At 67.8% G+C, this 23,816-nt stretch carries 25 protein-coding genes and 2 pseudogenes; 11 read left to right on the top strand and 16 right to left on the bottom strand.

Translation table 11 applies throughout. From position 1 onward, the window contains the following. Positions 1-14: 14 nt before the first annotated feature. Complete coding sequence (locus AC0IZS_RS18615) at positions 15-1,034, top strand: NADP-dependent oxidoreductase (RefSeq protein WP_471636956.1); 1,020 nt, start codon at positions 15-17, stop codon at positions 1,032-1,034. A gap of 17 nt (positions 1,035-1,051) precedes the next feature. Here AC0IZS_RS18615 and AC0IZS_RS18610 read toward each other — a convergent pair whose 3' ends face one another. The 8 genes from AC0IZS_RS18610 to AC0IZS_RS18575 all read right to left on the bottom strand — a co-directional run bounded on the left by AC0IZS_RS18610 (position 1,052) and on the right by AC0IZS_RS18575 (position 6,985). Then, on the bottom strand, positions 1,052-2,041 hold the full coding sequence (locus AC0IZS_RS18610; RefSeq protein ID WP_471636955.1) for a DUF3014 domain-containing protein: 990 nt from the start codon (positions 2,039-2,041) through the stop codon (positions 1,052-1,054). 161 nt (positions 2,042-2,202) lie between these two features. Further along, positions 2,203-2,859, bottom strand: a complete 657-nt coding sequence (locus tag AC0IZS_RS18605; protein WP_471636954.1) for an alpha/beta hydrolase — start codon at positions 2,857-2,859, stop codon at positions 2,203-2,205. Between the two features lie 136 nt (positions 2,860-2,995). Continuing rightward, positions 2,996-3,832 (bottom strand): DODA-type extradiol aromatic ring-opening family dioxygenase, encoded by an 837-nt coding sequence (locus AC0IZS_RS18600; RefSeq protein WP_471636953.1) that lies wholly within the window; start codon positions 3,830-3,832, stop codon positions 2,996-2,998. Positions 3,833-3,989: 157 nt separating this feature from the next. Next, positions 3,990-4,499, bottom strand: coding sequence for an HAD family hydrolase (locus AC0IZS_RS18595; RefSeq protein WP_471636952.1), 510 nt, complete (start codon positions 4,497-4,499; stop codon positions 3,990-3,992). Positions 4,500-4,562: 63 nt separating this feature from the next. Beyond that, entirely contained in the window at positions 4,563-5,027 is a 465-nt protein-coding gene (gene arfB, locus AC0IZS_RS18590) for an alternative ribosome rescue aminoacyl-tRNA hydrolase ArfB (RefSeq protein WP_471639553.1), read from the bottom strand. A 61-nt stretch (positions 5,028-5,088) separates the two neighbouring features. After that, a complete protein-coding gene (locus AC0IZS_RS18585) occupies positions 5,089-6,015 on the bottom strand; it encodes an alpha/beta fold hydrolase (protein WP_471636951.1) in 927 nt (308 codons plus the stop codon). Continuing rightward, positions 6,015-6,467 carry a type II 3-dehydroquinate dehydratase gene (gene aroQ / locus AC0IZS_RS18580; RefSeq protein ID WP_471636950.1) on the bottom strand — a complete coding sequence of 151 codons (453 nt, stop codon included), beginning with the start codon at positions 6,465-6,467 and terminating at the stop codon, positions 6,015-6,017. Before aroQ ends, AC0IZS_RS18585 begins: the two co-directional genes overlap by 1 nt. A gap of 158 nt (positions 6,468-6,625) precedes the next feature. Further along, complete coding sequence (locus tag AC0IZS_RS18575) at positions 6,626-6,985, bottom strand: hypothetical protein (RefSeq protein ID WP_471636949.1); 360 nt, start codon at positions 6,983-6,985, stop codon at positions 6,626-6,628. 334 nt (positions 6,986-7,319) lie between these two features. Here AC0IZS_RS18575 and AC0IZS_RS18570 point away from each other — a divergent pair, with 334 nt between their 5' ends. From AC0IZS_RS18570 to AC0IZS_RS18555, 4 genes are all read left to right on the top strand, one after another. Continuing rightward, complete coding sequence (locus AC0IZS_RS18570; RefSeq protein ID WP_471636948.1) at positions 7,320-9,143, top strand: glutamine--tRNA ligase/YqeY domain fusion protein; 1,824 nt, start codon at positions 7,320-7,322, stop codon at positions 9,141-9,143. A 94-nt stretch (positions 9,144-9,237) separates the two neighbouring features. After that, positions 9,238-9,486, top strand: a complete 249-nt coding sequence (locus tag AC0IZS_RS18565; RefSeq protein ID WP_471636947.1) for a type II toxin-antitoxin system Phd/YefM family antitoxin — start codon at positions 9,238-9,240, stop codon at positions 9,484-9,486. Positions 9,487-9,624: 138 nt separating this feature from the next. Beyond that, a complete protein-coding gene (locus AC0IZS_RS18560) occupies positions 9,625-10,047 on the top strand; it encodes a nuclear transport factor 2 family protein (RefSeq protein ID WP_471636946.1) in 423 nt (140 codons plus the stop codon). Between the two features lie 115 nt (positions 10,048-10,162). After that, positions 10,163-10,483, top strand: coding sequence for a DUF2322 family protein (locus AC0IZS_RS18555; RefSeq protein WP_057199499.1), 321 nt, complete (start codon positions 10,163-10,165; stop codon positions 10,481-10,483). Between the two features lie 44 nt (positions 10,484-10,527). Here the strand turns inward: AC0IZS_RS18555 and AC0IZS_RS18550 are convergent. The 5 genes and pseudogenes from AC0IZS_RS18550 to AC0IZS_RS18530 form a co-directional block, all read right to left on the bottom strand. Continuing rightward, positions 10,528-11,097: pseudogene (locus AC0IZS_RS18550) on the bottom strand (transporter substrate-binding domain-containing protein); the annotation flags it as partial. A gap of 266 nt (positions 11,098-11,363) precedes the next feature. Further along, a pseudogene (locus AC0IZS_RS18545) lies at positions 11,364-11,577 on the bottom strand (transporter substrate-binding domain-containing protein); the annotation flags it as partial. 137 nt (positions 11,578-11,714) lie between these two features. Beyond that, positions 11,715-13,238, bottom strand: coding sequence for a TgpA N-terminal domain-containing protein (locus tag AC0IZS_RS18540; protein WP_471636945.1), 1,524 nt, complete (start codon positions 13,236-13,238; stop codon positions 11,715-11,717). Then, on the bottom strand, positions 13,235-14,410 hold the full coding sequence (locus AC0IZS_RS18535) for a DUF58 domain-containing protein (protein ID WP_471636944.1): 1,176 nt from the start codon (positions 14,408-14,410) through the stop codon (positions 13,235-13,237). Before AC0IZS_RS18535 ends, AC0IZS_RS18540 begins: the two co-directional genes overlap by 4 nt. Positions 14,411-14,418: 8 nt before the next feature. Beyond that, positions 14,419-15,384: an AAA family ATPase gene (locus AC0IZS_RS18530; RefSeq protein ID WP_471636943.1), complete on the bottom strand. Its 966-nt coding sequence runs from the start codon at positions 15,382-15,384 to the stop codon at positions 14,419-14,421. A 171-nt stretch (positions 15,385-15,555) separates the two neighbouring features. Between AC0IZS_RS18530 and AC0IZS_RS18525 the strand changes: the two genes are divergently transcribed. Further along, a complete protein-coding gene (locus tag AC0IZS_RS18525) occupies positions 15,556-15,807 on the top strand; it encodes a hypothetical protein (protein WP_471636942.1) in 252 nt (83 codons plus the stop codon). A gap of 64 nt (positions 15,808-15,871) precedes the next feature. Here the strand turns inward: AC0IZS_RS18525 and AC0IZS_RS18520 are convergent, their stop codons facing one another. Beyond that, positions 15,872-16,918: a hypothetical protein gene (locus tag AC0IZS_RS18520; protein ID WP_471636941.1), complete on the bottom strand. Its 1,047-nt coding sequence runs from the start codon at positions 16,916-16,918 to the stop codon at positions 15,872-15,874. A gap of 199 nt (positions 16,919-17,117) precedes the next feature. Between AC0IZS_RS18520 and AC0IZS_RS18515 the strand changes: the two genes are divergently transcribed. Next, positions 17,118-17,357, top strand: coding sequence for an addiction module protein (locus AC0IZS_RS18515; RefSeq protein ID WP_471636940.1), 240 nt, complete (start codon positions 17,118-17,120; stop codon positions 17,355-17,357). 36 nt (positions 17,358-17,393) lie between these two features. On the opposite strand, the gene AC0IZS_RS18510 is transcribed toward AC0IZS_RS18515, so the two are convergent. After that, positions 17,394-18,677, bottom strand: a complete 1,284-nt coding sequence (locus AC0IZS_RS18510; RefSeq protein ID WP_471636939.1) for a phospholipase D-like domain-containing protein — start codon at positions 18,675-18,677, stop codon at positions 17,394-17,396. Between the two features lie 180 nt (positions 18,678-18,857). Here AC0IZS_RS18510 and AC0IZS_RS18505 point away from each other — a divergent pair, with 180 nt between their 5' ends. Both AC0IZS_RS18505 and AC0IZS_RS18500 read left to right on the top strand, forming a co-directional pair. After that, a complete protein-coding gene (locus AC0IZS_RS18505; RefSeq protein ID WP_471636938.1) occupies positions 18,858-19,724 on the top strand; it encodes a peptidoglycan DD-metalloendopeptidase family protein in 867 nt (288 codons plus the stop codon). 11 nt (positions 19,725-19,735) lie between these two features. Next, positions 19,736-19,948: a hypothetical protein gene (locus AC0IZS_RS18500; RefSeq protein ID WP_322592854.1), complete on the top strand. Its 213-nt coding sequence runs from the start codon at positions 19,736-19,738 to the stop codon at positions 19,946-19,948. A 1,032-nt stretch (positions 19,949-20,980) separates the two neighbouring features. On the opposite strand, the gene gltS is transcribed toward AC0IZS_RS18500, so the two are convergent. Then, positions 20,981-22,177 (bottom strand): sodium/glutamate symporter, encoded by a 1,197-nt coding sequence (gene gltS / locus AC0IZS_RS18495; RefSeq protein ID WP_471636937.1) that lies wholly within the window; start codon positions 22,175-22,177, stop codon positions 20,981-20,983. A 228-nt stretch (positions 22,178-22,405) separates the two neighbouring features. Between gltS and AC0IZS_RS18490 the strand changes: the two genes are divergently transcribed. Beyond that, on the top strand, positions 22,406-22,954 hold the full coding sequence (locus AC0IZS_RS18490) for a pseudouridine synthase (protein WP_471636936.1): 549 nt from the start codon (positions 22,406-22,408) through the stop codon (positions 22,952-22,954). A 91-nt stretch (positions 22,955-23,045) separates the two neighbouring features. Continuing rightward, the gene (locus AC0IZS_RS18485; RefSeq protein WP_471636935.1) at positions 23,046-23,792 is read left to right on the top strand and encodes a GntR family transcriptional regulator; all 747 of its coding nucleotides are present in this window, start codon (positions 23,046-23,048) and stop codon (positions 23,790-23,792) included. Positions 23,793-23,816: the final 24 nt, after the last annotated feature.

Below are 23,816 nucleotides of genomic sequence, written 5' to 3'. Positions count from 1 at the left end.
GGGGAGCACGCACCATGGCAAGCAACCGCCGCATCACGCTCGCCGCGCGCCCGCAAGGGCTGCCTGAACCCAAGCACTTCGGGTTGGAGACGCAGCCCGTACCCGAGCCTGCCGAGGGCCAGGTGCTGCTGCAGACGCTGTACCTGTCCATCGACCCCTACATGCGCAACCTGATGGACCCCATCGGCCCGGGCTACGCGCCGCCTGTGGAGATCGGCGCGCCCATGGTCGGCGGCACGGTGAGCCGGGTCATCACCTCGCGCAACCCGCAGTTCCGCGAAGGTGACCTGGTGCTGGCCAACGCCGGCTGGCAGGACTACGCCCTGTCCGACGGCAGCGACCTGCTGGCGCTGGGCGATGCGGCGCAGCCCTCGCAATCCCTGGGCGGCCTGGGCATGCCGGGCTTCACGGCCTATGTCGGCCTGCTCGACATCGGCCAACCCAAGCCCGGCGAGACGGTGGTGGTGGCAGCGGCCACCGGTGCCGTGGGCGCCATCGTGGGCCAGATCGCCAAGATCAAGGGCGCGCGCGTGGTGGGCATTGCCAGCGGCGCCGACAAGTGCCGCCATGCGGTGGAAGAACTGGGCTTCGACGCCTGCCTGGACCGGCGCGAGCCCGGCCTGGCCGAGCGGCTTGCAGCGGCGTGTTCGCAGGGCATCGACGTGTACTTCGAGAACGTGGGCGGCGAGGTGTTCGATGCAGTATTGCCGCTGCTCAACTTGTATGCGCGCGTGCCAGTGTGCGGCTTCATCGCCCACTACAACGACAGCACGCCCAATCCCGGGCCTGATCGGTTACTCCAGCTCACGGCCACGCTGCTGCAAAAGCGCGTGCGCATGCAGGGCTTCATCATCCTGGACCACTACGGCGAACGTTTCGACAGCTTCCGCCGCGAGATGGCGGCCTGGATCGCTCAGGGCCAGGTGCGACTGCGCGAGGACATCGTGGACGGGCTGGAGAGCGCGCCCGAAGCACTGCGCCGAGTTCTGCAGGGGCAGAACTTTGGGAAAACCGTGGTCCGCGTGGCGGAGTAGGCCAGGCCAGCAGGCGCTTACTGCGCCTTCTTCACCGCTGTTGTGGCCTTGGCCTGCCCCTTGCCCGCAGCCTTGGGCCCCACCCCCGTGGCCACGCGCTTGCGGAACTCGGCCAGACGGGCCTTCAGGCGCTTTTCGTTGTCCGGACCCATGCGCACCAGTATCTTCTGCCCGCTCGACAGCGCCTGCAGCTGCGGGTCCACGAACTCGTAGCGCACCCAGGGCCGGGTGGAGGTCACCTCGCCCTTCACCTCGGTCAGTTCCACCAGCAACGGGCCGGTGGGCTCGGGCGTCTTGAGCAGGTGGTCGAGCACTGCCACCAGGCGGTCGTTGAAGTATTTGCCCGGGTAGCCCAACTCTTCGTAGGCTTGCTGGAACAGCGGGTACAGCCGCGCATACACCGCCACGGCCTGGTCGATGGGGATGGCCTCGGCAAAGGCCACGAAGGCGCTGTAGCGCCCGGCATTGCCATCCGCAATGGCCAGTTGGCCGTGGGTGCCGGGCACGCCCTCCACGCTGAAGCGGCGCGGCGCCAGCTGCACCGGCCACATGCGCGAGGGCGCCTGGGCGCGCGGCAGGTTGTCCACCGTGGCCACCACGCGACGCACAAAGCCGTCGAGCTGCAAAAACGAGCCCACCGAGGGCTGGCCCAGCAGCTCGGTCAGCGCCTGGGCCACGGTGGCATCGGACTCGGCCAGTTCAGGCAGCTGCGCGGCGTCGGCCGGGGCCAGAGGATCGATCAGGTTCTGCGGGCCCGTGGGCTCCGATGCAGCAGCCACGGGTGCCGACGCAGCGGCCTCAGGCGGCGCCGCGGCGGCAGGCGGCTCGGCCACCGCGTTGTTCTTGGCCTGCCATTGCCACCATGCGTAGCCGGCACCCACCAGGGCCACCGCCAGCACGCCCGCCACCCAGCCTGCCGCCCCGCCCGTGCTGCGCGGCGGAGTCGGGTGGTGGTCGCTGCGCAGTTCGGAAAAATCGCGGTCGTGGTCGAGCACTGGATCGGGCATGCAGGGGTCCTTGCGTCATGAGCCGGGGTGCGGCCAACGCAGCGGCCCGGGTCATGGCCTGACCATTGGAAACCCTTTAGGTTCCGGCAAGACGTAACGCCCTGTTTTCGTCATGGGCACGCTGCATGCAAGCAACAGCGCCCGCAGTACGCGGGAGAGTCCTACACCGACTGCAACCAGTCCACCGTAGCCGCCAGCTCGGCCTGGCGGATCTCGTGCATGCCGGGGAACTCGCGGTAGGTCAGGGTGACGGGCAGCTGCGCGAAGTGATCGCGGATGGCATGGGCCTGCGCCAGCGGGATCACGTTGTCCTGCGTGCCGTGGCTCACCCACAGCTGCTTGCCCTGCAGCGCAGCAGCCGGCGCGGCGGCTGGCATCACCTGGGGCAGCAGCCGGCTGTGCCACACCATGGCGGCCTGCAGCAGCGCCGGCTGGGTGAGCAGCAGCGACAGCGACATGATGCCGCCCTGGCTGAACCCGCCCACCACCACGCGGCTGGCCGGCACACCCAGTTGCGATGCAGCGGCCTCCACCGCCTGGGCCACCAGCGCGCGGCTTTGCAGCTCCTGCGGCTCGTTGATGGTGCGGTCGCCATTGGGCGCCACCGAGAACTCGAACCAGGCATTGGCCCCCGGACCCATGCGGAACGGCGCGCGCAGGCTCAGCACATGGAAGCGCCCGGGCACGTGCGGCGCCAAGCCGAACAGGTCCTGCTCGTTGCTGCCCACGCCATGCATCAGCACCAGCAGCCAGGGCTCGGTGGTGCCGGCGGCGGCGGGGCGGTGCAGGTAGGTCAGCGGCAGTTGAGGTGTAGTCATGATCTTGATGTTGAAGGGATGCCCGAGAGCGGCGAACAAAGCTCAGCGAAGCGGTTCTGGCTAGGCGCTGCGTCGCAGACAGTACTGCAAGTACGGCAAGACGCAGCAACGACGCCAGAAGAGGTTTTTTCGTCGCTCAGTGTGCAGCAGGTTGCAAGGCGAATGCATCCATCGACAACATGCTGTACATCACCTCGCGGCTCAGGTACTGCGCCTGCAGGTCATCGCCCGCCGCGCCCAGCGCGAAGAAGATGGGCAGAAAATGGTCTTCGGTCGGATGTGCCCGCGTGGCATGCGGGGCCTGGCTGCGGTAGTCGAGCAGCGCCTGCATGTCGCCACGGGCCAGCGCATCCTCGATCCAGCGGCTGAACTCGAGCACATAGGGCGCTGGCTCGCGCGCCCCGCCGAAGAACTCGGACAGGTTGTGCGTCATGCTGCCCGAGCCCACCACCAGCACGCCCTGGCTGCGCAGGCCACGCAGCGCGGCGCCCAGCGCATACACCTCGGCCGGGCCCGCGCCCGAAGGCAGGGCCACCTGCACCACGGGCAGGTCGGCATCGGGGAACAAATGCATCAGCGGCACCCAGGCGCCATGGTCGAAGGGGCGCGCGGCATCGCCCTGCGCGGCCACGCCGGCGGCCTGCAGCATACCGAGCACCTCCTGCGCCAGCGCAGGCGAGCCCGGCGCCGGGTACTGCAACTGGTACAACGCCTGCGGAAAACCGCCAAAGTCATGCCAGGTGGCCGGCTGCGGCCCCGTCATCACCTGCGGGCTGCGCGCCATCCAGTGCGGCGACATGATCACCACGCCGCGCAGCCCGGGAAACTGCGCCCGCAGCCCTTGGCCCCACTGCGTGAGCGCAGGGCCGGTAGTGCCGGCGTCGATGGCGAACAGCGGTGCGCCGTGCGATACGAACAGGGCGGGGACCGGGGTGGAGGAAGAAGGAGAAGGGGCTTGGGTGGTGGCGGACATGGTCGGCGTACTTTCTCTAGGGTCTGATAGGTACTGTAGGACTTGCCAAGGCCGAGACCAAGCCCCGGAGAGCAAACGGATTGTTGCGTTTTTGGGGTGAATCAGGGGTTTGAAACCCATCGAAGCCAAGAGCCGCTGTCGCAACAATCGCGCTAAATCAGCTGATCGCGCCTGCGCGACTTTGCGAAAGCATTGCTTGAAGGGCCGACTTGATTTCAAGCAACTCGCAATCCTGGAAATCTCCAGTGAATGGCTTCACAGGCAGATGACTGCGCGGCTGCCGCTGCACCTTTTCAGGGCTGTCATCGATGATCGTGATGCGCTCTGGCTTGAACCCCAGGCTTTGCAATTTGCGAAGGTCTTTGATGTACACGTAACCGTTGGTTCTGGGATCAGGCCGCTGAACACACTTCTCGACAGACCAGGCAAACTTGAGGGGGTAGTTGGAGAACAGGTGTTCCGTAACCGCAGCGACATACTCTTTGCTCGATGAAGACCAGACACCCACGTCGAAGAACTCAAAGGCAAAGCCCAAGAGCTCATGGACAAAGGGGCGCTGGTAGACGAAGTACGGTGGAACTTCCATATCGTGGACGCCAGCAAGCGGCACCTGGGTGGCGTGCACCAAAGTTTCATCAAGATCAAAAATGACGAGTTTGCGTTGCACAGATGCCGGGCCGTAAATATCCGCTGAAGACAGTCTAGCGTCACCTCCAGTTGGCGCTGCCGCTCAATCCACCACCCGCCCCCGCAACGCCTTCGTCTCACTCCGCTGGCTCTTGCCCTCCAGCCGCCGCTGCTTGGACCCATAGGTCGGCTTGGTCGCCCGCCGCACCCGCGGCGGCGCAGCTACGGTGTTGACCAACGCATTCAGCCGCTCGATCGCATCGCTGCGGTTCTGCTCCTGGCTGCGGTACTGCTGGGCCTTGATGACGACCACGCCGTCTTGCGTGATGCGCGAATCGCGCAGGGCCAGCAGGCGCTCCTTCACACCCTCGGACAACGAAGACGCCGCGATGTCGAAGCGCAGGTGTACGGCGCTCGAGACCTTGTTGACGTTCTGCCCGCCGGCACCCTGGGCGCGCATGGCGGTGATCTCGACCTCGCGCTCGTCCACCTGCAGCACGGCGACCTGGCCGTTGACGCGCGGGGCCTCCTGCGGCGGGCGCGGTGGGCGTGGTGCGGCCTCGGGCAAGGCAGCCGCTGCAGCTGCTGCAGGCGCCAGGGGTTTGAGGTCGAGCGGGGTGTCTGCCATATCAGCCCCTTCTACCCGCTGCGCCATCGGCAAGTGCCGCCAGCAGCGCCTGCAAAAAGGCCTCGGGCCGCTCGAACTGCACCCAATGCCCGGCATCGGCCACCATGGCCATGCCACGAAAATCAGGCGCGGCAGCGGCGTAAGCGCCCTCCAGCTGGCCGATCCAGCCCTGGTACAGCGCATCGGCTTCGCCATAGATGGCATGCACCGGGCAACCCACCTGGGCCAGCGAGCGGGCCAGGATGTCGGTGCGCGCCAGGCGTCGGCGCGTCATGCGGTCGCGCACCACATTGCCCACGTGTACTTCAAGCGCCAGACCCTCCACCAGGGCCGGGTCACGCAGCATCAGCACGGCCAGGTTGTAGCGGTGCATGTCGAGCTGCTCGGCGGGCGGCAGGTGGCGCCAGCCCTTGAGGCGCACGGGCCGCTCGGCCACCACGCCCATGGCCGGGGCGCCCACCACCACCAACTGGCGCGCCAGTTCGGGGTGGGCAGCCAGCATGAGCCCCGCCGTCATCCCGCCAAACGAGAAACCCACCAGGTCCACGGGCCGCGGGCCGAACAGGGCGCGCAGGCCGTCGGCCATGGGTTCGACCAGGGCATCGGCATCGCCGCCCGTGGGCGGGGTGGCCGAATCGCCAAAGCCCGGCAGGTCGGGTATCCAGATCTGGCGGCCGGCAGCGACCAGGGGTTCGATGTTGCGCACCCAGTGCGTCCAGCTGCCGCTGCCGCCGTGCAGCAGCACCAGCGGGGGCTGGCTCTCAGAAGCCTCGCCCCAGCTGTGCCAGACGGTGTCACCACTGCCGCAGGGTGTGGTGTGGCGCTGCGCCAGGGCGCGCAGGCGGTCGATCTCGGGGGAAGGCAGGCGGGCGACCTCGCGCGCAGGGGCTGCGGGGTTCTCGTCCTCGTCGTCGTCCCCAGCGGCCATCACATGCCCGCCAGGCCGTCGATGGCCAGTGCATAGCCGCGCACGCCAAAGCCACACATCACGGCCTTGGCCGCTGCGGCAATGTAGGAGTGGTGGCGGAAGGCCTCGCGCGCATGCACATTGCTGATGTGCAGCTCGATCAGCGTGATGGCCGTGCCCTTGGTGGCATCGTGCAGGGCCACGCTGGTGTGCGTGTAGGCGCCGGCATTGAGCACCACGCCAGCCAGTTCACCGGCGGTGTGCAGACGGCCGGCCTCGTGGATCCAGTCCACCAGCGCGCCTTCGTGGTTGCTCTGGTGAAAGCGCAGCGCAAAACCGTGGCGTTCGCAGGCCTCAACGCACATCTGCTCGACATCGGCCAAGGTGTGCGCGCCGTACACGGCGGGCTCGCGCGTGCCCAGCAGGTTCAGGTTGGGGCCATTGAGGACAAAGACGGTTTTCTGGGCAGACATGCTTTTTTGCACTTTCGGGCGTTGGGGTGGGCCTGCCGATCACTCGCCAAGCAGGCCACCATGGTCATTACCAACGCGGGATTATGCTGCGGTGCCCGTCACCCTGCCCCACTGACCCGGTACGGCGCGCCACAGCCGTGGCACGCCCCCTCTGGGTATCAGCGGTCGCGACCGTGGCCGTGGCCGCGATGGCCGTGGCCATGGTGGCGGTGGCCGTAGTCACGGTAGCCACCACCATAGTAATAGGTGGGAGCAGGCGGGGCGTAGTACACCGGTGCGGGCGGTGCGTAGTACACCGGGGGCGCTGCGTGGTAGATGGGGCGCGGGGCGTAGTACACCGGGGCGGGGGCAGAGTACACCGGGTAGCCGTTGCCCACGCCCACCACCACACCTGGCGAACTCAGGCCTATCGACCAGTTGACATCGCTGCGGGCCTGGGCGGAGCCGGCAGCTGCAAAGAGCGCCAGTGCCACACCAGCGGCGGCGGCCATGGACTGGATAGAACGGGTTTTCGTCATGTAAATCTCCTGGTAGTGGAGGCGGCACCCTTGGTTGGGATTCGCCTCACTGGTACTCAACGCACCAGATGTCCGAAAGGATGGCACGAAACTCCATCTTTATTGTTTCTTTACGTACACGTGAGTGCGCACTCCTGCGCAATAGTTCACACCAGAATGCTCCAGTTGCAGATCAGGCAGGCAATCGTCTGCGCACGCAGGCCGTTTTCGGGAGGCTGTGCGGTGTTACAAATCCAGCGCTGTAAGCCCCCGTTGCGGCGCGCAGCGAGCCCCCTGGCGCCCCTGGCCGCGCTGCACTGCAGCAGACGACCCGGCCTCCCCCTAAAATGGGCCAATGACCACGTCCACCCCAGCCAACACCCCTGCCGCAGCCCCCGAAGCGGCCCTTGAGACCGCCAAGACGAGCAACTTCCTTCGCCAGATCATCGAGAGCGACCTGGACAAGGGCACCTACGCCAGCCGCCAATGGGGTGGCACACCGGGCGACGCCGCCCACCACGCCAAGGGCCAGCCCGACCCGGCGAAGATCCGCACGCGCTTCCCGCCCGAGCCCAATGGCTACCTGCATATCGGCCACGCCAAGAGCATCTGCATCAACTTCGGCCTGGCGCGCGACTATGGCGGCGTGTGCCACCTGCGCTTTGACGACACCAACCCCGAAAAAGAAGACACCGAGTACGTCAACAGCATCATCGATGCCGTCAAATGGCTGGGCTTCGACTGGAACGGCAGCCCCAACGCCGCGCCCTACCAGGCCAGTGATTATTTCGACTTCATGTACCGCGCGGCCGAGTACCTGGTCGAGGCCGGCCACGCCTACGTGGACGAGCAGACCGTGGAGCAAATGCGCGCCAACCGCGGCGACTTCGGCAAGCCGGGCGTCAACAGCCCCTTCCGCGCCCGCACGCCGGCCGAAAACCTGGCGCGCTTTCGCGAAATGCGCGATGGCGAGCACGAAGACGGCTCCATGGTGCTGCGCGCCAAGATCGACATGGCCAGCCCCAACATCAACATGCGCGACCCGGCCATCTACCGCATCCGCCGCGCAACGCACCACAACACCGGCGATACCTGGTGCATCTACCCGATGTACACCTACGCCCACCCCATCGAGGACGCGCTCGAGCAGATCACCCACAGCCTGTGTACGCTGGAGTTCGAAGACCAGCGCCCGTTTTACGACTGGCTGCTGGAGCGCCTGACCGAAGGTGGCCTGCTGGGCAACCCGCCCCCGCGCCAGTACGAGTTCTCGCGCCTGAACCTCACCTACGTGATCACCAGCAAGCGCAAGCTCGCCCAGCTGGTGTACGACCACAAGGTGAGCGGCTGGGACGACCCGCGCATGCCCACCATCGTCGGCCTGCGCCGCCGCGGCTATACGCCCGAATCGCTGCAGGTGTTTGCCGACCGCATCGGCGTGACCAAGAGCGACAGCTGGATCGACTACAGCACCCTGGAAGGCTGCCTGCGCGAAGACCTGGAGCTCAAGGCCTTCCGCGGCATGGCCGTGCTCAACCCCGTCAAGCTGGTGCTCACCAACTGGGATGAGGTCATGGGCGCCGGCCACCTGGAGCCCTGCACCCTGCCCTCGCTGCCCCACCCGCCCGAAGGCGTGGAAAGCCCCGAGCGCCACTTCACCATCGGCAAGGAAGTCTGGATCGAGCGCGAGGACTTCGAGGAAGTGCCGCCCAAGGGCTACAAGCGCCTGTTCCCCGGCAACAAGGTGCGCCTCAAGGGCGGCTACGTCATCGAGTGCACCGGCTGCACCAAGGACGCCGACGGCAAGATCACCGAGGTGCTGGCCACGGTTGTGCCTGACACCAAGAGTGGCACCCCCGGCGCCGACAGCGTCAAGGTCAAGGCCGCCATCACCTGGGTGGGCGTGGCCGACGGCGTGAATGCCGAAGTGCGCATGTACGACCGCCTCTTCCTCGAAGCCCAGCCCGACGCGGGCGGCAAGGACTTCATCGAAGGCCTGAACCCGAGCAGCCTGAAAACCGTGACAGCCATCGTGGAGCCGTCCCTGGGCCACGCCCACAAGGACGACAAGTTCCAGTTCGAGCGCCACGGCTACTTTGTGGCAGACCGGGTGGACCACGAGCCGGGCAAGCCAGTGTTCAATCTGGCGGTGGGGTTGAAGGACAGCTGGGGTAAGTAAACCCTTCCCAACACAAAGGCGCTTCGGCGCCTTTGTTCTTTCAGCGCCTGCGGGTCACAATCTGACCTGTCCAGTCAGATTGCAAGGAGGCGATATGCAGACATGGCCAATGCAGGATGCCAAGGCCCGCATGTCCGAGCTGGTGAAATCCGCCCAGAGTCAGCCGCAGGACATTACCGTGCATGGCAAGTCGGTTGCTGTGGTGCTTTCTCGCGAAACCTTCGACCGGCTCTCGCAGGCGCAAGGCTCGCTGGGGGACTTCATGCAGCGGTCGCCCCTGTTCGGAGCCGATGACGTGGAGTTCGACCGCGACACCAGCCCCACCCGGGATACCGGGCTCTGAGGTGGACGCGCTGTAAAGCCCCGCCCTTTTTGCCGCACTGTCAGCCAACCCCTACCCGCCCCGTCGCCTCCAGCCGATGCCGGCAGAGGCCGCCACGGCGCACCATGGCCCCATGTTCGTGAAACAACGGAGGTCCCCATGCCCGCGACATCTGCACCCCGCCAGACCCTCATCGACCTGGAAACCCAATTCTGGCAAGCCATGGTCGACGAGAACGTCGGCGCCGCCACCGACCTGCTGGCAGAGCCCGCCATGATGGTCAGCGCCCACGGCGCCCTGCAATTCGACCGCGCCATGTACGGCAAGATGGCAAAAGAAGGCCCGATGGTCGTCACCTCGTTTGAGTTCAGCGACATGCAGGTGGTGTTCCCGACCGACGCGATGGGCATCCTTACCTACCGCGTGAAGCAGGGCGTGGCGCCGCGCGGCGACAAAGCCCAAAGCACCGAGCAGGTAATGCACGACAGTTCGACCTGGATCCATGTCGATGGGCAGTGGCAGTGCGTGATGCACACCGAAACGCCCGTGGACGACTCCATGAAGGTGCCGGCCAAGCACTGATGGCGAAGTGGCTGCGACGCAAATGCGTGTGCGGGGTTTTAAGATCGGCGGTCTTCCTTCAACCAACCGCAGGCGGACATGTCCGCCCCGAATCTTCTCTTTTCTCCGCATCCGCATGAACTTCGCCGCCCGCCTCCAGCAACTGCCTTCCGCTTCCCACCTCGCCGCCCTGCAACTGCTGGGCGCCGATGGCGAGGTGCTCGCCACCATTGAGAACAAGCCCGGCCAGACCGGTTCGCTGGTGGTGTATGCCGCGCTGGCTGCGCTGTATGGCGGCAGCATCACGCCGGCAGCGGCGCGCCTGGGGCTGGAGTGGTATGGCGAGCATGTGGCCGATGCCAAGGCCTTTCCGGGCAAGCACCCCAACATCGACCGCCTGCTGGGCTGGGCCGAGGGCAGCGAGAGCTACCGCGCTCAGGTGATTGCCCAGGCCTGATGGCACGGCGCACCGGGCTCCAGTCAGCCCGGTGAATCAGCGGCTTATTTCAGCCACTTGTCCGAGGCACCTTTCAGGACGCCCCGGCTGTCGATCTGGCCCCAGACGAAATTCATCACGCGCGTGTAGTCCGCATCGTCCTTGGGCAGCATGAAGCCCAGGTAGCTCTTGGGCGTGAGCGGCGCATCGATGAAGGCGGCGTGAAGGCGCGGGTCGGCCTTGCTGTAGACCAGGGCCTCGTAGGTCTCGGTGATCATCACATCGCCCTTGCCTTCGGCGATCAGGGCCGGGATTTCGGCGTTCTTCTCGTGCGTGCTCACCTGTGCGCTCTTGAGATTCTGCAGCACGAAAGTTTCGTTGGTGCCGCCGGGGTTCTTGATCACGCGCACGGTGGGCTTGTTCAGGTCGTCCACGGTGTTGTACTTGGCCTTGTCGGCCGAGCGCACCAGGGCCACCTTGCCGAAGGGCGCGTAGCCCGGCAGCATTTCGATCAAACGGATGCGCGCCACGTTGCGCGTGATGCCGCCCACGGCGATGTCGAACTGGTCGGATTGCAGGTCGGCCATCAGCTTGGGCCAGGAGGTCTGCACGTACTCGATCTTCACGCCGAGCTTCAGTCCCGTGAACCATAGAAATGACACCCCCCGCCGGGGCGGGAAGGGGCGCAGGCGTAGGCGCGCGCCGCAGTCCAGGCTGGCCGCCTGGACAAGGTGCGCAACGCCCGCATGCGCCCCTTCTCGCCCCGGCCCTTCGGGTGAGCGCCACACAGGCCGCATGCGGCGTTGCCAATCCTCGCCAGGTGTCCAACCTGGCTGCGGTTGGCGCCTTGCCTGCGGCCTGTGTGGCGCTCACGGGGGGTGCCATTTCTATGGTTCACGGGACTAGGCCATGGCTTCGATCACGTCGATGTCGTGGCCCGACAGGCCGGCGTCGGTCTTGATGGCGAACGGGCGGTAGTCGCCCGGGGTGCCCACGCGCAGCACCTTGGTTTCCATGATCTTGTCCAGCCGCGGGCCGGCCTGGGCGCCCTGGCTCAGGGCAAGGGTGGCGACCACGGCGGTCACGGCCACGGCAAGTAGTTTCTTGGCGATCATTTCAGGGCACTCCGAAGGGGAAAGGGTGAGGGTACGGCTGCGTGCGACCGCACCATCTGCGCAGGCGGTTCGCAACAAAAGGATACAGCAGCGTGGGCCGGTGTAGCACGCACACCCGCCGTGCTGCCAGCCAGCCGTCAGCGGGCCAGTTCGGGCGCCACACCGCCCATCACGTCCGCGGCGCCCAGCACTTCCTCGCGCATGCGCAAGGCCTGCTCGCGCGTGGCGGGCCGGCCGCCGAAGCGCATGGCGCAGTACGACTCGAGCGCGCGCTCCATCCACTGGCGCGCCAGCGGCGCCAGGCCCGGGGCCGACAACCAATGCTCGCGCACGGACTGCCCGCGCAGGGGCACATGGCGGCGGCCGCGCAGGCACCAGCCCATGGCGCGCGCAGACAGCTGCATGGACCGGGCGGGCCACCAGCGCGACAAAGCCCACGCCGCCGCCAGCGCCACGCGCAGGCCCCAGCGGTAGCGCAGACGCCACAGCAGCCAGGCAGTGAGCGCCGCAGCCAGCAGGAGCAGCAGGTCGGCCAGGCTGGGCGCGATGACCACCCCTTCGGACACCTGCAGTTGCATGGCCGTGCCGGGCTGGTCGCCTTGCCCCGCCATGCCGCTGGCCGAACCCCCGGGCGAGCCCCGGCCCTTCCACCAGTTGCGCAGCGCCTGGGCCCCGTCCAGCGCGCCGTTGATGGCGTTGCGCTGCCACTGCGGGGCAAAGGGGTCGCGGCCCGCCTCGCGCATGGAGTCGAGCATGCGGTCCCACTGCGATGGCCGTGCGGGCATCGGCCTGCCGGCCCCCGCGCGCGCCGAGCCGGGGCGCTCGGGGCCCCAGCCGCCGTCGCTGTTGCGCGAGCCCATGCCGGCGGCCCCGCCCTGGCTGCCCATGCCCCCTTGGCCCGCATCGTCGGCACGCGGCTCGCCACGGTCGCCGCCCCGGTCGCCAAAGGGCGGCTCGTACAGGCCCGGCACATCACCGCCGGGCAGAAAGCCAAAGCCCAGCACCGGCGGCCGGGGCAGGAAGAGGAACATGCAGGCCGCGATCGCGAACGACACGGCGACGAAGCCCGTCGTCATGGACAGCTTGGCCCAGCGCGAGATGTCCACCCCGTCGGCATGCAGCCAGGCCAGCGCAAGGCCGGCGAACAGCCATGCGGGGCCCAGGTAGAACCACAGGCTCCAGTCGGCGGCGTAGTGCGTGGTGGTGAGAAAGCACACGGTGAAGACCACCGTGAGGGTGAGGTACAGGTCGCGCCGTGTGCGCATGCATGCGGCGCGCGCGCCCATCACGATCAGCAGCACCAGGCACACCCAGCGCGCGAACGGGTACATCAGGAACCCCGGGAACAGCGCCAGCATGCCGCCAAAAAGCCCCATCGCCCACCACTGCCTGCGCCCTGCACCCTCGGCGCGGCGCTGGTTGAACACGCCGGCGCCGAAACCCAGCACCGCCCACACCAGCCACAGCATGCACAGCACACTGAAGGCGCGGTAGCCGCGGTCCACGTACGCGAACGCGAAGCCGGTGAACAGGTAGCTCAGCCCCACAAAGACGATGGCGCCGCGGCTTTGCAGCGGGACGGCCACCTCGGCCGCAGGGGCTGCCGCGGCCTTGAACGGCTTGCCGGTGGCCGGGGTGGTGCTGCGGGCAGCCTGGCTCATGGCGCCTCCACCAGGGTGGCAACGCCGGCCTGCCCGGCCGCTGCGCCGAGCAGTGCGGCGTTGGCACGGTGGCTGGCGGCACCGGCCGGCCCCAGGGCGATGCAGGCCACCACCGTGCAGGGCAGGCGCGCGAACTGCGCCAGCGCGGCCTGCAGGTCCGGTATGGCCAGGTCTGCGGGCACGACCAGCGCGATCTGCTCGCCCGCACGCGCGTCGGCCGCCAGGCGGGCACAGGCCTGCATCAACTGCGCGGGGCTGCTCGGCAGTGCCGATGCCAGGGCCTTGCGCAGCGGGGCGGCGTCCTGCACGGGGGCGCCGCCCGCTGCGGGGTACAGGGTGACCTTGGCCCCATGGGCCAGGGCCACGTCGCACACGCCGGCAGCCAGGCGCACGGCCTGCTCCCCCGCGCTGCGCGGGTCGCCCAGGGCCGGTGCGCGGGGCGCATGCACCACCAGGCGCAGTGCCACGGCCCCCATCTGCTGGAAATGCTGGATCACCAGCTCGCCCAGGCGCGCCGATGCGCGCCAGCTCACCCGGCCCACCGATTCGCCCTGCTGGTACTCGCGCAGCAGGCCCAGCTCGAACGACTGGCCCGTGTGCCGCGTGGCCAGGGTGCCCGAGGCATCGGGCGACACGTTCCACGGAAGCGGCCAGTGCACGGGCTGTGGCCGGGGCAGCACGTGTACGGCGATGCCGGTGTGCTGCTGCGGCATGCTGTGCCGCGCCTGCAGCAAGCCCAGCGGAAAGCCGCTGGCCAGGCGCACGGCCACCAGCCGGTAGTGGCCACGGCAGTCAAAGCGCGCCAGCCGCCCCAGCACGGGCGATGCGCCCTTGCGGATGACCGGCACCGTGTGCCGCAGCACCGTGCGCTGGCCGGCCCATTCCCATTCGGTCTCCACGTCGACCATGAAGGCGGGCCAGCGCACGCTGCGCTCCACCACCAGCCCCAGGTCGCAGGCGGCGCCCTCCTGCACCTCGGCAACCCCTTGGCTCTTGAGGCGCACGGCCATGCCGCGCAGCGACAGCCAGGGCAGCACGAAGCCCAGCACCGTGAGGGTGGCGAGAAACAGGAACATGCCGTAGACCATGGGGTCGCGGCGGTTCAGCGCGGCCAGCAGCAGCGTGCCGCAGAACGCGATGAGCACGCGCGAGCGGGTGAGCAGGCGTTCCATGCCCGGCCTCAGACGGGGGTGCGTTGCAGCATCAGGATGGCATCGATGATGTCGGCCGCATTCTTGGCCTGGGCGCCCTGCCCCTGCACGATGATGCGGTGCGCCAGCACCGGCGCCGCCACTTCGCGCACCACCGCCGGGTCCACATAGCTGCGCCCGCGGATGCAACTGAGCGCGCGCGCCATGCGCGCCAGGCCCAGCGTGCCGCGCGGGCTGGCGCCGAAGCGGATGTCCACGTGCTTGCGCGTGGCCCCCACGATGGCCGCGATGAACTGCGCCACCTCAGGGGTGATGGACACCTCGTGCGCAGCCGCCACCAGCCGCTCGAAATCGCCAGCCCCGCACGCCGGCTGCAGCCGGCTGATGGGGTGCGAGAACTGCTGGCTCTGGATGAGCGCGGCCTCGGTGGCCGCATCGGGGTAGCCCAGCGACAGGCGGATCAAAAACCGGTCGAGCTGCGCCTCGGGCAGCGGGTAGGTGCCTGCCATGTCGATGGGGTTCTGCGTGGCCAGCACGGCGAACGGGGCCGGCAGCGGCAGGGTCTGCCCGTCCAGCGTGACCTGCCCCTCCTCCATGCATTCGAGCAGGGCCGACTGGGCGCGCGGGTTGGCGCGGTTGATCTCGTCGGCCAGCACGATGTTGGCGAACACCGGGCCGGGGCGCAGGGTGAACGAGCCATCCTTGGGGTTGTAGACCGGACCGCCCACGATGTCGGACGGCATGAGGTCGGCCGTGAACTGGATGCGCTTGAACGACAGCCCCACCGACACCGCCAGCGCACGCGCCAGCATGGTCTTGCCCAGGCCGGGCACGTCCTCGATCAGCAGGTGCCCGCCGGCCACGATGGCCGCGAGCGCCAGTTCCACCTCGCGGTGCTTGCCCTGCAGGACTTTTTCGACGTTGTGGATGATGGCTTGCGCCGTATGGGCGCTGCCTTGCTGTGCGGCCCCTGCGGCCGATTGTGTGAGATCCAACGAACTTCCCCCTGTGTGTGGCAAAAATTCTAAGGGGCAGCCCCTGCCCGGGCCAAGACACATATTGCACAGGGCCAATCGCCGGCCCCGCCGTCAAACCGCATCCACGGCGCCGCACACGAGGCCGAATCAGGTTACCCTGCCCGCATTCACCAACTGAGAACTCACACCATGACCAAAAAACTCAAAGTCACCATCGAAGTCGAAATGTCCGTGCCCGAGGACTGGACGCTGGTAGAAACCTCCGAAGGCACGCCCGTGCTGAGCTTGCCGGACGGCCGCTTCATGGACATCGCCATCGAGCCCCTGTTCGCCACCGACCCCGAAGAGCTGTGGAGCAGCCCCGAGGATGACGATGCGCTGCACGAGGTGCTGGACATGGTGGACAGCGAAGCCGTCACCTACGAATTCGTCACGCATTGATGCGCCCCGTGGCGCTGCGCGCCGCCTCCCCTTGATGGAGGGCGCACTGCGGCGGCACGGAAGTTCAATACATGCTGTAGTGGTGGTCGTAGCTGCGCAGCCGCAGGCGCGGCCGACGGGGGCCGTCGAAGCTCAGTTGCAGCAGGTTGGCGCGGGGGTTGGCCGTGTCCAGCACGAGTTCATCATCGGTCTCCGCAGCTTCCCCGGCCGACAGAACGAAGCGCTGGAACACATGGGTCAACGCCGCTTCGGCCGTCCTGGGACGGTAGTCGTCGTCCAGCAGCAGCACGGGCTCATCGATGTGTTCCTGGTGCACCCAATACCACACCCCTTCGCCCGCAGGCCCTGGCCGGGCGCCGGGGTTGCCCTTGTCGTTCGCGGTGTTGGGCGGCTCGCCAGCGGTGACGCCCGCAGGGTCCCACGCCAGGGTGCCCAGGCCGTCGCCGACCTCCAGGAACACGCCCACGCTGCGGTCGTAGCGGGCACGCACGCCGGGCGAGAGCATGGTGTCGAGCCCCAGCTTTCCCGTGGGCGTGTATCCCCCCTCGGCCAGCAGCATGGCCGTGACGCTGCGCATGTCGGCGGCCGGCACAAAATTGGAATGGTCCACCTTGATCTGCCAGTCCCCCAGCGCCTTCACCGGTGCAGGGAGCGCCGCGCCCAGGCTTTTCTCCAGATCGGCGAACGCGGCCTTGGCGGGCTTCTTCTTGGCGCCGCCATCGCCGGGCTGGATGGTGAATGCCCCCTCCAGCCTGGCCGCCAGACCGCGGATGCGTTCCACCAAGGGCTTGCCCTGCTCGTACAAAGGGGCCGAGTAGGGGGCGAGGTCCCGCACCTTCCAGGTCTGGTCGAACGACGCCGCCACGCCCTGCAGCGTGGCCTTGCCGCGCAGCCGCACCCGCTTGAGGCCCACAGGCAGCGCAAACACCAGCGCTGGCGGCTTGGTGAGCCCCTCCACCGCAGCCTGGTGGTCGAGCCTGGCGACCACCTTGCCATCGACCATCACATCGGCCACCACGCTGTCGCCCGCCTTGAGCCAGGGATGGATGCCGGCCCGGCCAGCGGTGGCGCCATCTGCCGCGGCCCCTGCCGCGCCGGGAGCACCCGCCATCAGAGCCCCGAGCCATGCCCACATACCTGCCAGAATGCTTCGCCGCTGCGCCATGAAAATCCCTCTCCCTTTTGTTGGACGCGGGATTGTAGGAAGGAACATTCTGATCCCCCGATGATCAAGGTATCCAGATATGTCGGTCGCAGCACCAAGATGCTTGTGCAAGAATCAATGCCAGCACCGCTCCGAGGACATCACCATGCCTGCCAACGCCAACGCCGACGCCATCAGCGCACAAGCTTTGCAGCTCCCACCCGGTGAGCGGCTGGCCTTGGTGGAAGGGATATTGGACAGTCTGGACGTGCCGGACCCAGCACTGAATTCGCTGTGGACCCAAGAATCGCAAAACCGATTAGCAGCTTTTCGCCGAAGCGAACTCCGGGCCGTAGACCTGAAGGATGTGATCGCCAAATACCAGGTGCCTGGACGCAGCACGTGACCATGTGGCTTCACCGCACTTGTTCAGTCATCCAGTTCACAACTGCGACTCCAGCAACGCCGCCAGCCGCTCGGCCAGCCTTTCCTTGAGCGGCCGCTCCAGCCACTCCTGGTACGTCACGCGCCGGGACTTTGCCAGGTCCTCCTCGAACACGCGCGTCTGCCGCTCGGCGAACGCAGCGTCGTAGACATTGAGGTTGGCCTCGTCGTTGAGGCGAAACGAGCGGTTGTCGAAATTGGTGGAACCGACCGACACCATGCGCTGGTCCACGATCATGACCTTGCAGTGGTACATGCTGGGCTGGTACTCGTAGATCTCGGCCCCGGCCTCCAGCAGCGGACCCCAGGTGGCACGCGAGGCGGCCTTGACGGTCTCGGTGTCGGTGTGCGGGCCGGGCGTGATGAGGCGCACGCGCACGCCGCGCTTCAAGGCATCGAGCATGAGCTGGCGCGTGAGGTCGTCGGGAACGAAGTAGGCCACCGACAGGTCCAGGCTGCGCTCGGCCGCGGTGACGGCCATGTGGTACATGAGCTGCATGCTCTCGCTGCCGCTCGACGGCGAGCTCGAAAACATCTGCGCCCGCTGCGTACCCTGGGGTGCAATCGCCGGAAAGTACGCGTCCCCATGCACCACCTTGCCCGTGACCTTGAGCCAGTTGTCCAGGAAGGTGGCCTGCATCTGCGCCACGGCCGGCCCGCGCACCTGGTAGTGCGAGTCGCGCCAGTGGTCGGGGTCCTGGCCATTGCCTGTCCACTCCGGCGCGATGCCCACGCCGCCGGTGAAGCCGACCTGCCCGTCCACCACCAGCAGCTTGCGGTGGGTGCGGTTGTTCAGGCGCGCCAGGTTGTACCAGTGGGGCTTGTGGAATTTTTCGACCAGCACGCCCGCCTCCTTCATCTCGGCCAGGTAGCTCTCCTCCATCTTGGCGCTGCCCACCCAGTCGAGCAGCACATGCACCGCCACGCCCGCGCGGGCGCGCTCGGCCAGGGCGTCGGCAAACTGCTTGCCAATGTCGCCGGACCAGTAGATGTACGTCTCGAAGGTCACGCTCTTTTGGGCCGAGCGGATGGCTGCGAGCATGGGCGGAAAGATCTGGTCGCCGTTGATCAGTTCCTTGACCTCGTTGCCGGGGAGGATGCCCGGGCCCAGCAGGCTGCCCATGGCGCGCTCGAACTGCGGGCTGGCGCTGGTGTACAGGCGCGGTATCTGGTGCTGCACCTTTTTCTCGCCGGCCGTGAAGTTCAGGGCAAAGAGCACCAGCGCGGCCGTGGCCACGAAGGTGAGCAAGACGATGCGCAGGGTGCGACCTGTTTTTTTCATGGCGCGATTGTGGGTGGGGCCCTGGCGGGGCGATGTAGGCCGACATCGTTTCAAAGGCCCGGCACAATGGCGGCTTGCCCGCCTGCCCGCCTGCCTGCCCGCCTGCCGACGATCTAACGAACAAACGCTCTACCCTCTGTGCCCCAGCAAGACACTCTCCCCATCCTCCGACACGCCGGCATGACCCGGCGCACCGCCCTTCTCGGCGCTGGCAGCGGCCTGCTGGCACTGCATGCCACCACACTCCATGCCAAGGCACCGCCTCCCCCCACGCTGTGGCCGCAGCCGCTGCAGGTACCGGGCGGCGTGGCCCGCCTGTCGCTCGGCCCAGCGGCCCAGCGGCCGGTGGCGCATGTGGGCGACGTGCCGGTGCTGGTGGTGGGCGATGCCATCGAATGGACGGCCATCGTCGGCATACCGCTGGCCGCCCAGCCGGGACAGGCGCACATCACCGTGCAGCCAACCGGCGGTGGTGCGGCCCGCGAGCTGGCCTACACCGTGGCGCCCAAGAAGTACAAGGAGCAGCACCTGACCGTGTCGCCGCGCACGGTGGACCTGTCGCCCGCAGACCAGGCGCGCTACGAGCGCGAGCGCGACCACCAGGCCCGGGTGATGGCCACCTTCACCGAGCCGCCTGCAGGCCAGGCGCTCGACTCGCTGCGCATGCGCGTGCCGGTGCCCGGGCGCCGCTCCAGCTCGTTCGGGCTGCGCCGGGTGTTCAACGGCCAGGCGCGCAATCCGCACAGCGGCATGGACATCGCCGCGCCCACGGGCACGCCGATCCTCTCGCCCCTGCCGGCGCGGGTGATCGACACGGGCGACTACTTCTTCAACGGCGGCACCGTGTGGCTGGACCATGGCCGGGGCCTGCTCTCCATGGTCTGCCACCTGAGCGCCATCGACGTGAACGTGGGCGACGTGCTGGCCACCGGCCAGCGCCTGGGCGCCGTGGGCGCCACCGGCCGTGTGACGGGGCCGCACCTGCACTGGGGGGTGATGCTCAACCGCACCATGGTGGACCCGGCGCTGTTCGTGCCGCAGGCGTGATGGCAAGCGCCATGGCACTTGACCACGACACACTTCGCACAGGCCGCGCCCTGGCCTCTGCCGCCTTGGCACTGTGCTGCACAGGCTGCGCCGTGGTGGCTGTGGCCGATGCGGCGGTGAGCGTGGCGGCCACCACGGTGAAGGTGGGGGCCAAGGTGGTTGGGGCTACGGTGGACGTGGGGGCTGCTGGGGTGAAGGCGGTAACGGGCGGCAGCAACGATTGACGTGCCGCCTTGCATGCACTCTGCAGGCGGCGTTTGATTGCCGTGGCCTATGGCTGTGTTCATGACCTGCAGGTCGGGGTCAGGGCCAAGGGGTTCTGCGGTTCTGCGGTTCTTGTTGGGTGGGTGCTGCGTGCCTTGATGAAGGGCGGAGGCCGGGATGTGCGCCCGGCGGCGCAGTAACTTTCTCTTGGCCGCCAAGAGAAAGTCACCAAAGAGAAGGCGGCCCCCAGTCTGCGTCCCCCATTCGCCCTGTCGGGCGAATGGGGGCAGCCTGCGATGCTCGGATCTGGGGTGGTGCCGATGAACTCGCTGCGTTCCCCCGGCGGGTGAACTCCGCTCAGACAGCATCGGCAAGCCAGATGACGAAGTGCGTGTGTCCTTCGGCACACGCACCCACCCCAGCCCCTGCGCTTCTCGGCGCAGCCAGCAGGGGTGGGGAGCGGGTACCGCACGGCTGCTGCTTCGCAGCTGCGCCTGGGGTCGGGGACGCGCGCGGTGCGCGCTGCCGACAGGTTGGGCGCGATCACTCTGGCGAGCCGAGCGCAGCGAAGGACCACAGGCCGAGCGAAGCAATGGCCCGTGTGGAGCCCGCTCCCACCCCCTTCTGACCGTGCCGAGAAGCGCAGGGCCTGGGGTGAGCGCGTGCCGAAGGACACGCGCCTCGTCATCTGACTCGCCGAAGCTGTTTGACCGGAGCTGCTTCGCAGAGGCAGCGCAGGGAGTTCTTCGGCGTCACCCCAGGACCGAGCATCGCAGGCTGCCCCCTCGCCCCCGGCGAGGGGGACACGGGCAGCGGGGTCGCCTTTTCTTGGCCTACCTTCTTTTGGCGACGCAAAAGAAGGTAGGTGCGCCGCCGGGCGCACATCCCGGCCTCCGCCCTCAGCAAAAGCACACAGCAGCCATCGACCACGAGCGACGACGGCAGAAACCCGCCATGCCTGCCTACTCGCCACGGCAAAAGGCAACTCGGCCTCCGCCTTCAGCAAAGCAAAAGCAAAAGCAGCAATCGAGCAAAACGGCTTCAGCGGCCCATCATTTCAAGAAATTCATGAACGCCGTAATGACCACCGCATTGAAGAAATCAATGAACAGCGAACCCACCAGCGGAATCACGAAGAACGCCTTGACCGACGGCCCATTGACCGCCGTGAACGCCTGCATGTTCGCCATGGCATTGGGCGTGGCCCCCATGCCGAAGCCGCAGTGCCCTGCGGCAATGACAGCGGCGTCATAATCCCGGCCCATCACGCGAAAGGTGACCCAGTAGCCGTAGGCGAACATCAGCGCCGTCTGCGCCACCAGGATCACCAGCAGCGGCCCCGCCACCTCGGCCAGTTCCCACAGCTTCATCGACATCAGCGCCATGGCCAGAAAGAAGGCCAGCGACACATGGCCCACCACCTCGAACTGCCGCAGCGGCAGCTCGCTGTTGCGCCAATCGATGAGGTTGCGCACCAGCGCCGCCACCAGCATGGGCCCCAGGTACGAGGGCAGCGTGACGCCCAGGTCCTTGAGCCAGTTCACCAGCAGCGTGCCGATGCCGATGGACACGGCAATCAGGATGCTGGCGTACATCACCGTATCGCCACCACTGCCCGTGTTGGCCGTGACGGGCACCGGTATGGCCGGCGCGGTGGCAGCGCTGGCGCCATGCGCGTGCAGGCCGTTGCGCCGCATGAGCAGCGTGCCCAGGGGGCCGCCAATCACGCAGCCCGCCACCAGGCCATAGGTCGCGGCAGCAATCGCGGCCGGCAGGGCGCCGGCTGCGCCAGCCTGCTCCAGCAGGGGGCCGAACGCGGCCGAGGTGCCATGCCCGCCCGTGAGCGCAATGGAGCCCGCGGCCACGCCGATGAGCGGATGCACGCCCAGCAGTGTGGCCAGGCCCGCGCCCAGGGTGTTCTGCAGCAGCACCAGCCCCACGGCCGCCGCCAGGAACAGGGCCACACCCACCCCGCCCTTCTTGAGCAACTCGAAGCTGGCAGAAAAGCCGATGGTGGTGAAGAACACCAGCAGCAAGAAGGCGCGCATGTTGTCGTAGAACTCGAACGCGAAGCTGCCGCTCAGGTGACCCACCAGCGCGATGAGCGAGAACACCAGCCCGCCGATGATGGGGCCTGGTATGAAGTAGCGCGACAGCACGCCTACGTGCTTCTTGATGAAGTCGCCCAGGACCAGGAGCACGGCGGCAACGCCGATGGTCTGTGCAATGTCCAGCTGGATGGTGATCATGGTGGAGTTGGCTGGTGCCAGGCAGCAAGGCCGGGCCGGAACGCAGCCACCGCGTGAATGGGGTGGCCAGGGGGATGCAGCAGCACGCTGCGCGAGCCGGCGAGTGTATCGCCGCAGAAATGCCCCTCCAGCGCATTCGCAGGCTGCGCGCAGCGGCCCCCTGGCTGCGGCTATGCTTGGCGGCCCGCCCACCCACCGCTGCACTCCCTGCGCCACCGCGCCGCCCCCATGCCACCCCGCCTGATCCGCTTCAACAAACCCTATGGCGTGCTGAGCCAGTTCACGGCCGAGGGCAAGTGGCAGGGGCTCAAGGACTACATCGACCAGCCGGGCGTGTACGTGGCCGGCCGGCTCGACGCCGACAGCGAAGGCCTGCTGCTGCTGACCAGCGACGGGCCACTGCAGGCGCGCATTGCCGACCCGCGCTTCAAAATGGAAAAGACCTACTGGGTGCAGGTCGAAGGCCTTCCCGGTGAAGAGGCCCTCGCGCAGCTGCGCAGCGGCGTGCAGCTCAACGACGGCCCGACCCGGCCCGCGCGCGCCCGCCTGATGGACCCACCGCCAGCGGTGTGGGAGCGCACGCCGCCCATCCGCGAGCGCAAGGCCATCCCTACGGCCTGGATCGAACTGGCCATCCGCGAGGGCCGCAACCGCCAGGTGCGGCGCATGACAGCGGCCGTGGGCCTGCCCACGCTGCGGCTGATCCGCGCGGCCATCGGCCCCTACACGCTCGACGGGCTGGCACCGGGGGCGTGGGCCGAACAGGCCGTGCTGTAGACCACAGCGGGCCCACCGTGCCGACAAGGGCAGTCCCCATCAAGGGTAAACCCGGATTTTTCAAGTCCTATAGAGGACTATAGTTCTTTGCATGGAATCCCCCTCGCACCTCGCCCTGGTCGACAACTCCCCCGGCATGCGCCGCTATGCCGCGCTGGCCAATGCCCTGCGCGTGCGCGTGGTGGCGGGCGAGTGGCCGCCGGGCAGCGCCCTGCCGGCCGAAAGCCTGCTGGCTGCCGAGCACCAGGTGGCCCTGGGCACCATGCGCCGCGCGCTGGAGCTGCTGGTGGAGCAAGGGCTGATCGAGCGCATCCATGGCAAGGGCACCTTCGTGCGCCAGGGCATTGCGGGCGGGTCCATGCTGCGGTTTTTTCGCTTCGGCGGCGGTGGCGGCAGCGAAGTGCCGCAGTCGCGCATCCTCGTGCGCAAGAGCGTGACCGCAACGACCGCCGTGGCGCGCGGCCTGGGCATTGGCCCGGGTGAGCCCGTGCTGCACCTGCTGCGGCTGCGTCTGCTGGCCAGCCAGCCCTGCCTGATCGAAGAGATGTGGCTGCCGCTGGACCTGTTCGCACCGCTGGCCGACGACGACCTGGCGGGGTGGGACGACCTGCTCTACCCCATGTTCGCGCGCCGCTGTGGCGTGCACGTGCACCGCGCGGTGGACCAGATCGGCTTTGGCGCAATGACCGGCGCCCAGGCGGCCCAATTGCGCCTGCCGGCCGGCCACCCCTGCGTCGCTGTGGAGCGCAGCGCCTACGACCTGACAGGCCGCTGCGTCGAATGGCGCACCACGCGCGGCGATGCCCACGCCTTCCACTACTCCGTAACGATCACCTGACCCTCTCGTCCCCCGACCCCAGCA

This window comes from Acidovorax sp. AC410 (assembly GCF_979253235.1).
This window is presented reverse-complemented; position numbering and strand designations above follow the sequence as displayed.